Origin of the sequence: Pseudovibrio sp. W74 (genome assembly GCF_001623085.1) — a bacterium.
Lineage (GTDB): Bacteria > Pseudomonadota > Alphaproteobacteria > Rhizobiales > Stappiaceae > Pseudovibrio.
In genome coordinates, this window is record NZ_LMCJ01000021.1 from 1 (window position 1) to 14,428 (window position 14,428).

11 protein-coding genes are annotated in these 14,428 nt (G+C 49.6%); 9 read left to right on the forward strand and 2 right to left on the reverse strand.

Going from position 1 to position 14,428, the window contains the following annotated elements; all coding sequences use genetic code 11:
* The first annotated feature begins 588 nt into the window (after window positions 1–588).
* Genes PsW74_RS14620 through PsW74_RS14645 form a run of 6 tightly spaced genes read left to right on the forward strand, consistent with a single transcriptional unit; the run spans window position 589 to window position 8,303 of the window.
* Window positions 589–2,796, forward strand: coding sequence for a NosR/NirI family protein (locus PsW74_RS14620; protein ID WP_063288736.1), 2,208 nt, complete (start codon window positions 589–591; stop codon window positions 2,794–2,796).
* A gap of 35 nt (window positions 2,797–2,831) precedes the next feature.
* The gene (gene nosZ, locus PsW74_RS14625; protein ID WP_063288737.1) at window positions 2,832–4,739 is read left to right on the forward strand and encodes a TAT-dependent nitrous-oxide reductase; all 1,908 of its coding nucleotides are present in this window, start codon (window positions 2,832–2,834) and stop codon (window positions 4,737–4,739) included.
* Between the two features lie 13 nt (window positions 4,740–4,752).
* Window positions 4,753–6,027 (forward strand): nitrous oxide reductase family maturation protein NosD, encoded by a 1,275-nt coding sequence (locus PsW74_RS14630; RefSeq protein WP_063288738.1) that lies wholly within the window; start codon window positions 4,753–4,755, stop codon window positions 6,025–6,027.
* Complete coding sequence (locus tag PsW74_RS14635) at window positions 6,024–6,944, forward strand: ABC transporter ATP-binding protein (RefSeq protein WP_063288739.1); 921 nt, start codon at window positions 6,024–6,026, stop codon at window positions 6,942–6,944. Before PsW74_RS14630 ends, PsW74_RS14635 begins: the two co-directional genes overlap by 4 nt.
* 4 nt (window positions 6,945–6,948) lie before the next feature.
* Window positions 6,949–7,779 carry an ABC transporter permease subunit gene (locus tag PsW74_RS14640; RefSeq protein ID WP_063288740.1) on the forward strand — a complete coding sequence of 277 codons (831 nt, stop codon included), beginning with the start codon at window positions 6,949–6,951 and terminating at the stop codon, window positions 7,777–7,779.
* Window positions 7,776–8,303, forward strand: coding sequence for a nitrous oxide reductase accessory protein NosL (locus tag PsW74_RS14645; protein WP_063288741.1), 528 nt, complete (start codon window positions 7,776–7,778; stop codon window positions 8,301–8,303). Before PsW74_RS14640 ends, PsW74_RS14645 begins: the two co-directional genes overlap by 4 nt.
* An 88-nt stretch (window positions 8,304–8,391) precedes the next feature.
* Here the strand turns inward: PsW74_RS14645 and PsW74_RS14650 are convergent, their stop codons facing one another.
* On the reverse strand, window positions 8,392–8,688 hold the full coding sequence (locus PsW74_RS14650; RefSeq protein WP_153040777.1) for a hypothetical protein: 297 nt from the start codon (window positions 8,686–8,688) through the stop codon (window positions 8,392–8,394).
* A gap of 676 nt (window positions 8,689–9,364) precedes the next feature.
* A complete protein-coding gene (locus PsW74_RS14655) occupies window positions 9,365–9,784 on the reverse strand; it encodes a helix-turn-helix transcriptional regulator (protein WP_063288743.1) in 420 nt (139 codons plus the stop codon).
* A 339-nt stretch (window positions 9,785–10,123) separates the two neighbouring features.
* Here PsW74_RS14655 and speA point away from each other — a divergent pair, with 339 nt between their 5' ends.
* The 3 genes from speA to nspC are packed head-to-tail and all read left to right on the forward strand — an operon-like array spanning window position 10,124 to window position 14,426.
* Window positions 10,124–12,013 carry a biosynthetic arginine decarboxylase gene (gene speA, locus PsW74_RS14660; protein ID WP_082830576.1) on the forward strand — a complete coding sequence of 630 codons (1,890 nt, stop codon included), beginning with the start codon at window positions 10,124–10,126 and terminating at the stop codon, window positions 12,011–12,013.
* Window positions 12,014–12,034: 21 nt separating this feature from the next.
* Entirely contained in the window at window positions 12,035–13,246 is a 1,212-nt protein-coding gene (locus PsW74_RS14665; protein WP_063288745.1) for a saccharopine dehydrogenase family protein, read from the forward strand.
* On the forward strand, window positions 13,218–14,426 hold the full coding sequence (gene nspC / locus PsW74_RS14670) for a carboxynorspermidine decarboxylase (protein ID WP_208987995.1): 1,209 nt from the start codon (window positions 13,218–13,220) through the stop codon (window positions 14,424–14,426). The genes PsW74_RS14665 and nspC overlap by 29 nt, the downstream gene beginning before the upstream one ends.
* Window positions 14,427–14,428: the final 2 nt, after the last annotated feature.

The window sequence follows — 14,428 nt, forward strand, 5'->3', positions numbered from 1 at the left end:
GGGACCGTTAGGTCGCTGCCTGTGAGGGGTCTTCTAAGGATTGCAGGGGCTTAGCGCAAGCGCTTTTTTTTATTTTCCACACAGTGCATTGAATTTGAAACAAGTATGCATCTTACTCCTCTCATAATTCTTACTCCTCTCATAATCATGAGGAGAAGGCGGTTACACTTAAGTGCCTTCAGCAAAGAATACGCCTCACGCGTACGAGCGCTCAAAGTTAAGAGTGGGAATTATCATCAGACTTTCCCTCATAGGGCAAATTGTCTCGTTTTCTCCGTAAAACTACAACCTAAAGCTCATTAGACTACGTATTTACACGGCAATTCATGAGTTTTAAGTGTCCACCACCGATGCTGATTATTCAACTAAATGCAAACGAAAGCAATAAGTTAGGACAATATGAAATTCCGCAACCCAGAGCGTCATCGTGCAAAATCAATCAAAAGTTGTGAAATATCTAAATACTGTGGAGATGCGTGTTTTGATCGATTAGCGGAGTTTGCTTTTTGATCTGCCGCAAAGAACTCACCTCCGAATAAGCGCACCTACTTAATGTATATTTTTCATGCGAGATAAGGTTTCTCGGAAATGCGAGCTCTCAGGTTGCGCACTGTCTTCCTTCTAATATTTACGTTCTTTCTCAGTGCGTCGAACTACGCGATAGCTGCGTCGGACTCTTCAAACCGTGTTCTCGACTTTGCCAAAAAAGTTGAGGTCACAAAGTTCTTTCCTAAGGCCGACAGGTATGGTGCGCTGCGCGAGGACATCGCAGTGTTGCCAGCAATGGCCGGAGATGACGTTGTAGGTTGGGTCTTCCTAACCACCGATCTCGTTTCCACAACAGGATATTCCGGCAAGCCTATTGATACGTTGGTTGGCATCAATCCTGATGGCATGCTCACAAGCGTTCAGCTGGTAAAGCACGCAGAGCCAATCGTTCTGATCGGTATCCCTGATAGCGAGATCAAAAAGATCACTGAGAATTACGCTGGTCTCGATATCAAGAAAGAAGCAGAGCAGGGCGGGTCTGCTCACGAGCTGGATATCATCTCCGGCGCGACCGTCACCATTATGGTGATTGATGATTCCGTCGTGAGAGCAAGCCTGAAAGTGGCGCGCACCCTCGGACTTGGTGGCCTGAAAGGCGCTGCTGCTGACACTGGTCCAAAATTTGTCATAGATCCAGACAAAGCAGAGGTTTCTGACTGGATGACAATGACTGGTGATGGTTCTATCCGTCGTCTGACGCTCGATGTGGGCCAAGTCAACGCCGCATTTGTAGAGCAAGGCAATCCTAAAGCCATCAAACGTCCAGAGAAGGGACCAGAAACCGACTCTTACGTCGATATGTTTATGGCGCTTGCTGACGTCCCAACTGTAGGTCGTACGATCCTGGGAGACGCAGAGTATGCCAATCTGAAAAATCGCCTTAAAGAAGGTGAGCACGCAATCGTGGTCCTCGGTCGTGGTCGTTATTCTTTCAAAGGCACAGGCTACGTACGTGGTGGCATCTTTGATCGTATTCAGCTGATCCAGGATGACATTTCAGTCCGCTTCAGAGACCGTCAACACAAACGTCTCGGCGTTGTGGCTGCAGATGATGCGCCAACGTTTAAAGAATTGGACATGTTCACCATTCCTGCAGACTCCGGTTTCGATCCAAGTAAACCATTCCGGCTGCAGCTTCTCGTACACCGTACAATTGGTGCGATTGAGAAAACCTTCCTGACATTTGATCTGGGCTATCAGTTGCCGCAGCAATACCTGAAGAAGGTAGAGGATGCACCAGTTGCCGCAGCAGATGCAGGAAATGGAGAAGGCGCAGTTGCCGCTCCTGCAGAAGAAGGCCGTGTAGAGCTTTGGCAGCGCATTTGGAATGATCGCCAGGTTGATATCGCAATACTAGGCATTGCTCTTACAATCCTGACAGGCGTTTTCTTCTTCCAGATGCAGGTTGCTAAATCAGAGAAGTTTACCTTCTGGTTCCGTATTGGCTTCCTAACCTTCGTTTTGGTCTGGTTGGGCTGGATAGAAAACGCGCAGCTCTCTGTTGTGAACGTTCTGGCACTCTTCTCAGCGCTGACGACAGAATTCAGCTGGACCGCATTCCTGATGGATCCACTCGTGTTCCTACTGTGGTTTGCTGTTGCAGCAGCACTCATCTTCTGGGGTCGTGGTGCATATTGCGGCTGGCTCTGCCCGTTTGGTGCGCTTCAGGAGCTAACCAATCGGATCGCGAAGTTCTTCAAAGTTCCTCAGATCTCACTGCCTTGGGGATTGCATGAACGCCTCTGGGCCGTGAAGTATATGATCTTCCTCGCTCTGTTTGGCTTGTCACTCTACTCCTTGGCAGTTGCTGAGCATTATGCAGAGGTTGAACCATTTAAGACCGCAATCATTTTGAAGTTCCAGCGCGGGTGGCCGTTTGTCCTGTTCGCTGTGGCACTCTTGACCGCGGGTCTGTTTATCGAGCGGTTCTACTGCCGTTACCTCTGTCCACTTGGTGCAGCGCTCGCCATTCCAGCACGCCTACGCATGTTCGACTGGCTGAAGCGCTACAAAGAGTGCGGCAATCCATGCGCACGTTGCGAGAAGGACTGCATGGTTGGAGCGATCCACCCAGAGGGCAACATCAATCCAAACGAATGCCTGAACTGCCTGCACTGTCAGGTTCTGTATCAGAGCGACGACAAATGTCCGGTCTGCATTAAGAAGCTTGCCAAGCGCAAGAAGTTCGAAGCGCAGACGGGTATTTCAAAGACGGAAAAGGGCACTTCCGTCAAACAACCGGCTTAGGCCAAATCTACTAGAAAGTATCAAGGGAGACTTTCATGACTGATAGAAAAGAGACAGGTCTGTCACGCCGCGCATTGCTCGGTGGTACTGCTAAAACAGCCGCTGTTGCGGGTCTGGGCGCAGTGGCAGTTGCTGGCGCTACTGGTGGCATTACTGCTGCACAGGCAGCTGAAGGTAACGACTTCCACGTTGCTCCGGGCGACCTGGACGAATACTACGGCTTCTGGTCTTCTGGACAGGCAGGCGAGCTGCGCATTCTGGGCATCCCATCCATGCGTGAACTGATGCGCGTTCCTGTGTTTAACCGTTGTTCCGCAACCGGTTGGGGCCAGACCAACGAATCCAAAAAAATTCTGACAGAAAACCTGCTGCCAGAAACCAAAGAGTTCCTTGCAGCTCATAATATGGACACATATGACAACGGTGACCTTCACCACCCACATATGTCCTTCACTGACGGCAAATATGACGGCCGCTACCTGTTCATGAACGATAAAGCAAATACTCGTGTTGCACGTATTCGTCTTGACGTGATGAAAGCAGACAAGATCATCGAAGTGCCAAACGCGCACGACATCCATGGTCTACGCCCTCAAAAATGGCCTCGTACAGGTTATGTCTTTGCGAACGGTGAGCACGAAGCTCCACTCGTAAACGATGGTAAAATCCTTGATAAGCCTGAAGAATATACCTGCATCTTTACCGCGATTGACGGCGATACCATGGAAGTGGCATGGCAGGTGATTGTATCCGGTAACCTTGATAACTGCGATGCGGACTATCAGGGCAAATACGCATTCTCAACCAGCTACAACTCAGAAATGGGTACCAATCTGGCCGAGATGACTGCGTCCGAAATGGACCACTGCGTTGTCTTCAACATCAAGCGCATTGAAGAAGGCGTCAAAAACGGCGACTACGAAATGCTGAATGGTGTGCCTGTTCTTGATGGCCGTAAAGGCTCCAAGTACACCGCATACGTTCCAGTGCCGAACAGCCCACACGGCTGTAACACTTGCCCAGACAAAAAACACGTTATGATCGCTGGTAAACTGTCTCCAACAGTTTCCGTTATCGACGTGGACAAGCTGGATGCAGTGTTTGACGGTGCAGATCCACGTTCCGCAGTTGTTGCAGAACCTGAGCTGGGTCTTGGCCCTCTCCACACAGCATTCGATAACCGCGGTTTCGCATACACCACACTGTTCCTCGACAGCCAGATGGTGAAGTGGGACATCGACAAAGCGATCCGTCAGTATGCTGGTGAAGATATCGACCCAATCCATTCCAAGATTGATGTCGCTTATCAACCAGGCCACAACCACACTTCCATGGGTGAAACTCTGGACGCGGACGGTAAGTGGCTTGTTTCCTTGAACAAGTTCTCCAAAGACCGCTTCTTGAACGTTGGTCCTTTGAAGCCTGAAAACGAGCAGCTGATCGATATTTCTGGCGACGAAATGAAGATCGTTCATGACGGCCCAACATTCGCTGAGCCACATGACGTCATCATCGTTCACCGTTCTCTCGTGAATCCAGCTTCTGTTTGGGATCGTAACGATCCAACATTTGCTGATGCGGTTGAACAGGCAAAAGCAGATGGTGTTGATCTGGAAGAAGCAGAACACGTAATTCGCGACGGCAACAAAGTTCGCGTTTACATGCACTCTGCAGCTCCAACTTTCTCTCTTGAGAAATTCACCGTGAAGCAGGGCGATGAAGTCACCGTTTACGTCACCAACATTGATGACATTGACGATCTGACACACGGCTTCTGTATCTCCAACTACGGTGTAGCAATGGAAGTTGCTCCTCAGGCAACAGCTTCTGTGACCTTCATTGCTGAGCGTCCAGGTGTTCACTGGTTCTACTGCCAGTGGTTCTGTCATGCACTGCACATGGAAATGCGCGGTCGTATGTTCGTTGAGCCTCGCGACGCATAAGGGAGCTGCGGGCATGAAAAGGTTATTCTGGCAAGCATTGCTGGGAGCGACGGCTTTGGTTGGTGTGAGCGTTTCCGCTCACGCCGCTGAAATCACTGTTCCTGCACAGCCTGATGCCTTAGCCCGCGCCTTAGATAAGGCGCAGGACGGAGACGTTTTGCGCCTTTCTGCTGGAATTCATCAGGGACCGATCATCATTGATCGGTCTTTGGTGCTTAAAGGAGAGCCAGGCGCAGAGCTTAAAGGCAATGGCAAGGGCTCAGTAATAACTGTCGAAGCACCAGATGTGGTCGTCGATGGACTGGTCATTACCGGTTCAGGTCTTTCCAACCAAACAATCGATTCAGGCGTGAAGCTGACAAAAAAAGCAGATCGTGCCCGAATTACAGGGAATAAGTTCCTCAACAATCTGGTGGGTGTGGATGCACACGGCCCAGATGATGCTTACGTTGCCGATAACCTGATTGAAGGACGTCGCGATCTGCGCCCCAACGAGCGCGGAAACGGCATATATGTCTGGAACTCACCACGACTTGTCGTGGAATTTAACACCATCAAATATGGCCGTGACGGTATCTTCGTAAACACCAGTCCAAACGATACTCTGAGAAATAATTATTTCGAAAACACACGCTTTGCTGTGCATTATATGTATGGCAACAAAGGAACTATCTCCAACAACGTCTCAGTAGACAATCACATTGGCTACGCTCTTATGTTTTCCGACAAGCTCACCATCACAAACAACATTTCTGATGGGGACCGCGACCACGGCTTGATGCTGAACTACGCAAACAATGCCGTAATCACCGGAAACCATGTGAAAGCATCGCCTGAAAAATGTTTGTTTATGTACAACGCTAACAAAAACAAAGTCGACGGAAACACGTTCGAGCGTTGTGAGATTGGAGTTCATTTCACAGCTGGTTCCGCTAAAAATAAGTTTTCCAACAATGCTTTCATCGGAAATAAAACTCAGGTCAAATACGTGGGCACACGTCATCTTGAGTGGACCTACGAAGGTCGTGGAAACTTCTGGAGCGATCATTCAGCCTTTGACATGAACGGAGACGGAGTAGCCGATACCGCCTACCGGCCAAACGACATGGTCGATCAAATTCTCTGGACGCAACCCGCTGCAAAACTGCTTACCGGCAGTCCTGCTGTTCAACTCCTCAGTTGGACACAGTCTCAGTTTCCGGCGCTTTTGCCAGGCGGAATCGTGGACAAAAAACCGCTGATGCATGCACCAGAGTTAGCAAAGCCGAAGGTAGGAGCAAGAAGATGAATAATACAGTTCTTCGAGCTGAAAACGTCCGCATGACCTTCGATGGACGGGATGCTGTAAAAGATCTTTCCTTTGAGCTGGGAAGCGCAGAGAGGGTTGCGCTCCTCGGGCACAATGGGGCAGGAAAAACGACATTCTTTAAGATGTCACTTGGTTTTCTAACCCCAACGGATGGACGGATTGAAGTTTTGGGTGCAGAGCCCGGCAGTGACAAAGCACGCGCATCCACTGCGTTCCTGCCTGAATCTGTTGCCTTTCAAAGAACATTGACAGGTGTCGAAGTTCTCAAATACTACGCACGACTAAAAGGCGAAGATGCAAAAAAAGCCATTGGTTTGCTCGAACGCGTTGGACTTGCAGAAGCAGGACGCCGCCGCGTTGGGACATACTCAAAAGGCATGCGTCAACGTCTGGGTCTGGCACAAGCATTAATCGGAACACCGAAGCTTGTCCTGCTTGATGAGCCAACAAGTGGCCTTGACCCCATTTCTCGGCAGAACTTCTACGATCTGGTGACTGAGATTTCAGGAAATGGAGCAACAGTATTGCTGTCGTCTCATGCCTTGACGGAAATGGAAGCACGTACTGATCGCATCTTGATCATGTCCAAAGGCAAATTGGTGGCAAACGATACGCTCGACCATTTGCGGACTGCAGCAAGATTACCGATCCGCCTCAAGGTGAAGTCGAAAGAAGAACCAGCAGAGCAGCTGGCAAACCGCTTGGGTGGTACTCCGGTCAATTGCCGCTCGGTAGAGATCATGTGCGCACACGAAGACAAGATCGCAAGAATTGCTGCGGTCACCAGCCTTGGCGCGATGATCGAAGACATCGATGTCCATCTGCCAACTCTGGATGATGTGTATAAGCACTTCTCTGAAAAAGCAGATCTCGAAGATAGTGCAGGGGAGGCATAAAGATATGTTCCAACGTATCCTCACTGTAGCTCACCAAGAATTCCGGATCGGCTTACGAAATCGCTGGATCTTGCTTTCTGTTGTGATCCTGAGTGCGTTCTCCATGGCACTGGCCTTGCTCGGTTCAGCTCCTGCGGGCACGCTTGATGTAAGCCGCATGACAATCACTGTAGCTTCTCTGTCCAGCCTGTCTGTCTATCTGGTTCCGCTGATCGCACTGCTGCTCGCTTTTGATGCTGTTGCAGGTGAAATCGAACGCGGGACCTTGCTGCTGATCTTCTCTTCACCAATGACGCGAAGCGAGTTCCTCATTGGCAAGGCTGTCGGACATATCTGCGTTCTAATGCTGGCTCTCACACTCGGCTACGGGTCAACCGCATTGATGCTGGCAGCCACCGGTGGCGGTGACACCAGTGGTTTCATCGACTTTGCGCGGCTGATCGCAACCTCAGCCATCCTCGGCTTTGCATTCTTGTCCCTTGGATACATCGTTAGTGCACTCGTGCGCCAGGTGACAACAGCAGCTGCAATGGCAATCGGAATTTGGTTAGTACTGATTGTGCTTTACGATTTGGCACTGTTAGGAGCATTGGTCGCTGATAGCGAAGGCTTCTTTGCTTCCAGTGTGTTCCCATTCGCTCTGCTGGCAAATCCAGCGGATGCCTTCCGCTTGTTCAACCTTTCAGCACTTGATGCCAACGCCATGGTCGGCGGTATGGCAGGTGTCGCTGAAAGCCTTCCATTCCCGCCAGTCGTTGCTCTTGCATCCATCTTTGTGTTTGCAGGTGCTGCAATGTCTGGTGCAATCCTGCTGCTTAAGAGGGTTTCCCCATGATGAAGAAACTATTCGCAGTCGTTGGTGTCACATTGCTTCTGGCAGCGTGTCAGGAGAAAGAAGAAGTCATCAAGCCAGTCGCCATGGAACTTAGCGTCGAAGCTGCGGGCTTCTACTGCCAGATGACTGTTTTGGATCACGAAGGACCAAAAGCTCAAATTCACTTGGCAGGTAGCCCGTTTCCACTGTGGTTCTCGCAGGTACGCGATGCAGTCGCCTTCACACGATTACCTGAAGAATCAAAAGATTACGTCGCGATCTATGTGAACGATATGGACAATGCAGTCAGCTGGGAGCAACCAGGCAATAACAACTGGGTTGATGCAGATGCAGCATACTTCGTTATCGAAAGTACACAGAACGGCGGCATGGGAGCACCAGAGGCAATTCCATTCGGCACACAAGCAGGTGCTAAGAAATTTTCCTCTGAAAACGGTGGTAAGGTTGTGAAACTGACAGAAATTCCTGATGAGTACGTACTCAAACCAGTTGAATTCGAACTCAGTGATGCGTCAAGCAACTAGCCTAGACTATAAAATCTAAAAATACAAAACGCTCCAGAAATGGAGCGTTTTTTGCGTCTAAACCAGTTTCACTGAATGGCAAGTTATTTCAGTACTTGCAACGCTGCGGATAGCCAACCCTCAGATCCGGATCTCCAACCACAATCAGCTCATCAGGATCACACGTCACACTTTCCGTTGGAGAGCTGTCAAAAGGTCTGAACTTGAGTGCACGATGCCCGCAAATGAGTGTGGTTTCACCGCAAATAAACCCAACTTCTTCAGTGCTTCTATGCTTAACGATTGAACCAAGTTCAGGCTCACCAAAAGACATATCCGCAGTCAGCAAGTTCAAAAAATCAACTTCAGGAGTCGCATCCGCAGCATGCATACTCGCCGTTTTCAAGAGATCCTCAAAAATATCATGCCGCGCAGTCAAATGTTGACTATCTACTTCGTTTGAATGTTCAGCGCGATTTAAGTCGATGGGCATAAGAGCTCTTTCAACTAGAGAACTAAAAGCAAATGTAAAAATACCAATTCAGACGATCAATCTGATTATGTCCAATCCTTATGCGCCTTTCACATAATCAGGAAAGGAGCACAAATTAGAGTTGAATTGGATAATAAATCCATATCGTAGATTTCAACAGCTGGAAAGGTAAATAAACTCAAGTTTTAAATAACCTGAGCAATGCACATTAAAAGTCGAAAAACAGAGGCATGACAAAAAAGCAATTTAACCTTTAAGATACAACACCTTAATTAAATAATACATGAGATCAAAAAGACACATTCATGACGTATGCACAATTATAAAGTCAAATTCATAAGGTAAAAAATCGGAGAGAGTAACTTCATATCGGCAAATAGAAATTAGGTAATTTCCCCCAACAATAACTGCGAAGCAATCACATTCACTGAGAAGATTAAACTGAAGGAAGTGAATTCGAAACGACATTGTCGAAAAGAGATAGACACGATATTCAATTTAGAGCGTGATGTAACAAGTTGTTTGGAAAAAGACTTTAAATTTCTAACAACAGCGCCAAAGTGTCGGCAAGGCCGCAAGTAAATGCGTCTTATTGCTCATTTCGTTTCAGCATCTCGTGATAAATACGAGCAAACATCATGGAAACGAAATTCATAGGTCCTTTGCTACCCGAGCCATACACCTGCGCTTCGATTTCTAATGCCTGTGTCCACGCCTGATCAATTAAATCCAGATCAGTCTGCTTCACATGCTCTTCCATCTCACTTAGAATCTCAGTGTCTTCTATAAAGTCGACATCATTAACACCGTGAATTCCGAAACGAAGAAACTGCTCGTTGACACCGAGAGCTAGTGCCAACTTTCCCAGAGTATCACCACGCGGATTATCTATTAAACCTTTTTCGATCTTATAAAGATTGTCATAACCAACGTTTGCACGTCGAGCTAAATCTTTGACCGTCAGATCATTCTGTTTTCTTAGTTTTTGAAGCCGCTGTTGCCAAGTCATGGTTGCTCTGCAGTCGCTAAAAACATAGTCCCGTGGAGAAGTATTCCAGTTAGTGCAATTAATCTATGACTAGATTGGTCGCAAATAAATAAGCAAATGAGATATCCGCAAGAAATTAAGGAGCAGCCTACTGCATTGTCTTTAGCCAATCTTCCTCCTCTTAAAAATTGCTGAAACAGCACTCCCACCAAAATCTTAGGTTGTAGATTTAGTTTCAGCAAAAAGTGACTTGTGCACTTGTTCTCCCACCTCTGATGTTTAGAACACCAATATTGGGCTTGTCAGATAGGTAGACCATGAGTAAATGGGGCGAAATTAATTCTGGAAGGGGATAAATGGTTGCCAAATAATCAAGGTACTGCCCATGCCGTCTATGGTATGGGGCGCTGGGGTAAAGATCTTCTCTCTGTGCTGCCAAACGGCGATATAGCACTTAGTAATCCTTTGATGCCGGGCGCTCCCAAGGTGAGTCTGCCGGAGATCGTTCACGACCTTGAACAACGTGGTATCCATTCTCCACTTTTGCTGCGCGTCAGTTCGTTCCTGCAAAACGAAATCGCTCACATCAACAATTCCATGGCAGATGCGATCAATCGCGTCGGCTATAAAGGCAAATATCGCGGTGTTTTCCCGATCAAGGTCAACCAGCAGGCGCAGGTTATCGACCGTATCGTTGAATTTGGCCGTCCATACTCCTACGGTCTTGAAGCTGGCTCCAAGCCTGAGCTTGTTATTGCGCTTGCGCACCGCTTGCCTAAAGAAGCTCTCATTGTTTGTAACGGTGTAAAAGACGAAGAGTTCATTCGTCTTGCAATTCTTTCCCGCAAACTGGGTTTCAACACCATCATCGTGCTGGAAAGCCCGAAAGAACTCGATACCGTTATCAGTGTGGTTGAGGAGCTGGGTGAGGAGCCTTTGCTCGGTGTGCGCGTTAAACTGACGAACCAGATTGGCGGCAAGTGGGAAGAAAGCTCTGGCGATCGCTCCACATTTGGCATGAACACTGATCAGCTGGTCTCAGTGATTGACAAACTGCGCGATGCGAAACTCTTGCACTGCCTGAAGTTGCAGCACTCTCATCTTGGCTCGCAGGTTCCTGATGTCAATGACGTCCGCCGTGCCGTTGGTGAAGCCTGTCGTTACTTTGTCGAGCTGACAAGGGAAGGGGCGGAGCTAACCCATCTTGATCTTGGTGGTGGCCTTGGGGTCGATTACACCGGTGAGAAGAAGGCGATTGAAAACTCCACCAACTACTCGGTTGAGGAATACTGCGCCAATGTGGTGGAGACCGTTGCTTATGCAATGGATGAGGCTGAACTCACGCACCCCACATTGATCACTGAAAGTGGCCGTGCCGTTGTCGCGACCTCTTCAATGCTGCTCTTCAATGTCCTTGAAGCAACGCTGTTTGATGCGCCAACCGCCCCTGAGCCTGAAAAAGACGATCACCACATGGTTGCAGATCTTGCCGCCGTTGAGGGGTATCTTAGCGCAGAACGGCTTCAGGAATGTTTGAACGACGCCTCATTTTACCGCAATGAGCTGCGTGCGCTCTTCCGCCGTGGGTATATCGACCTGCGCCAGATGGGCCGTTCCGAGCGCATTTACCTGCATTTGATGTCCAAGATTAAAGAGCTGGCGCCACCGACAGGTGTTGCTCCCGAGATCGACGAACAGCTGGAGAAGGTGGCGGATATCTACCACTGTAACTTCTCTTTGTTCCAGTCCCTGCCAGACGTTTGGGCAATCGATCAGCTTCATCCGATTGTGCCGTTACAGCGCCTGAATGAAGCACCGGATCGCCGCGCTGTTCTTTCTGACATCACATGCGACAGTGATGGTAAAGTAGACAAGTTCATTTTGGCGGACGGCATCTCACCATCTTTGCCGGTCCATACGCTCGAAGAAGGCAAGCCATATTACCTTGGCGTTTTCTTTGTTGGTGCCTATCAGGAAACGCTGGGTGATCTGCACAACCTGTTTGGCGATACCAATGTGGCAACCATTGACCTGCGCGCTGATGGCGGATTTGATCTGCTTCAGGAAGTTGAAGGTGATACAATCTCGCAGGTTCTTTCCTATGTGGAATATGATCCACGCGATTGCGTAGATGCTTTCCGCAAGCTTATCGATGAGGCGGTCTCCGCCGGCACACTGAAGAACGCTGATCGACGCACGTTGGTTGCCGCTTACCGCGACAGCATCAACGGCTACACTTACTACGAATAATCCAAGGACCGGGGAATAGGCATGAGTAAGACTCTGGTAATCGGCGCAGGTGGTGTTTCCTCCGCAGCCGTACACAAAATGGCAATGAACTCGGATATTTTCTCCGAAGTTACGCTCGCATCTCGTCGCAAGTTTAAATGCGATGACATTGCAACAAGCGTGAAGGAGAAGACCGGCGTTACCATCAAGACAGCTGAAGTTGACGCGATGGACGTTGCCGCGGTTGTTGCCCTCATCAAAGAGAGCGGCGCAGAGCTGCTGGTAAATCTGGCACTGCCGTATCAAGACCTGAAGCTGATGGATGCCTGTCTGGAAGCTGGCATCAACTATCTGGATACCGCAAACTACGAGCCGGAAGACGAAGCAAAGTTCGAATACCACTGGCAGTGGGCCTATCAGGAGCGCTTTAAAGAGGCTGGCCTGACCGCGATCCTCGGCTCTGGTTTCGATCCGGGGGTTACTTCCGTTTTCGCAACATGGCTAAAAAAGCACAAGCTCGACACCATCCGCCAGATTGACGTTCTTGATTGCAACGGCGGCGACAACGGCAAAGCATTTGCAACCAACTTCAACCCGGAAATCAACATCCGTGAAGTAACAGCAGATGCTCGTCATTGGGAAAAAGGCGACTGGGTCAGCTCACCTGCGATGACCCACAAGGTTGCTTTCGACTTCCCGGGCGTTGGCGAGAAAAATATGTACCTCATGTATCATGAGGAACTGGAAAGCATGAAAACGCACTTTTCCGAGATTGAACGGGCGCGTTTCTGGATGACGTTCGGCGATGCTTACATCAACCACGTCCGCGTGCTTGAAGGCATTGGCATGACCTCAATTGAGCCAGTCATGCATGAAGGCAAGGAAATTATCCCGCTGCAATTCCTGAAGTCCGTTCTGCCGGACCCAAGTGATCTGGGCGAGCTAACAAAAGGCAAAACCTGCATTGGCGACATTGCAACCGGTCAGGCGAAAGACGGCTCCGGCGAGAAGACCTATTACATCTACAATATCTGTGACCACGAAGAGTGTTATGCAGAGGTTGGCTCACAGGCTGTTTCCTACACCACTGGTGTTCCGGCAATGATTGGTGCAGCACAGATCCTGAAAGGGAACTGGAACGAGCCGGGTGTTTGGAACATGGAACAGCTTGACCCGGATAATTTCATGGACATGCTGAACGAGCACGGTCTGCCCTGGCAGGTGCATGAGCTCGACGGCCCGGTTCAGTTCTAAGCTGATGGCTGACATGATGCAGACGCAGGCTGGCGATGCGGGAGCGTTCAGGATATTTGATCTCTCCCGGGTCCCAAGCCCCTGTTTCGTCGTTGATGAGGTTGCGGTCCGCCGCAACCTTTCTGTGCTTAAAGACGTGGCTGATCGCTCTGGCGCGCACGTTCTTTCCGCGTTGAAAGCCTTTTCCATGTTCGCACTGGCCCCTGTGGTGCGCGAATATCTGGAAGGCACCTGCGCCTCAGGGCTTTATGAAGCACGCCTTGCGCGGCAGGAATACGGCGGAGAAGTTGCAACGTTCTGCGCGGGTTATAAAGCAAGCGAGATTGATGAGATCATTGGCTACACCGATCATATGATCTTCAACTCTCCTGCTCAAAAAGACCGTTTCCTGTTAAACGTCCGCGCTGCGAAACACAAAGTCGATGTGGGCCTGCGCATCAATCCTGAGCACTCGGAAGGCGAGGTTGCGAAATACGACCCATGCGCCCCATGCTCTCGCCTGGGCTTTCCAATCTCGCAGTTGAGTGCAGAGGTATTGGAGGGCGTCGATGGCATCCATATGCACACGTTGTGTGAGCAGGAATTTGAGCCACTCCAGCGCACATGGGAGGCGGTGAAAGATAAGCTTGCGCCGTATTTCAGTCAGCTGAAATGGATCAACTTCGGCGGTGGTCACCATATCACGCGTGAAGACTACGACCGCGAAGCGCTGATTGCCTTCGTTAAGGATGTGCGGGCAACAACCCGGCTGAAAGTCTATCTGGAACCGGGCGAAGCAGTTGCTCTGGATGCGGGCATTCTGGTGGGTGAAGTGCTGGATCTCCCCCAAAACACCATGAATCTGGCAATTGTCGACATTTCAGCAACCTGCCACATGCCAGATGTGATTGAAGCTCCCTATCGCCCGGCCATGCTGGATGAAGTGGAGGAGGGGCACACATACCGCCTTGGCGGGCCGTCTTGCCTCGCAGGTGACGTGATCGGCGATTACACACGGGCAGAACCGCTGAATATTGGCGATCGCTTCGCGTTCCTCGATCAGGCTCATTATTCCATGGTGAAAACCAACACCTTCAACGGTGTTCCCCTGCCAGCAATCGCGCTCTGGAACTCTGAAAGCGATGATCTTAAAATCATTCGCGAGTTCTCTTACAGCGACTTCCTGAACCGTCTTTCCTAAGG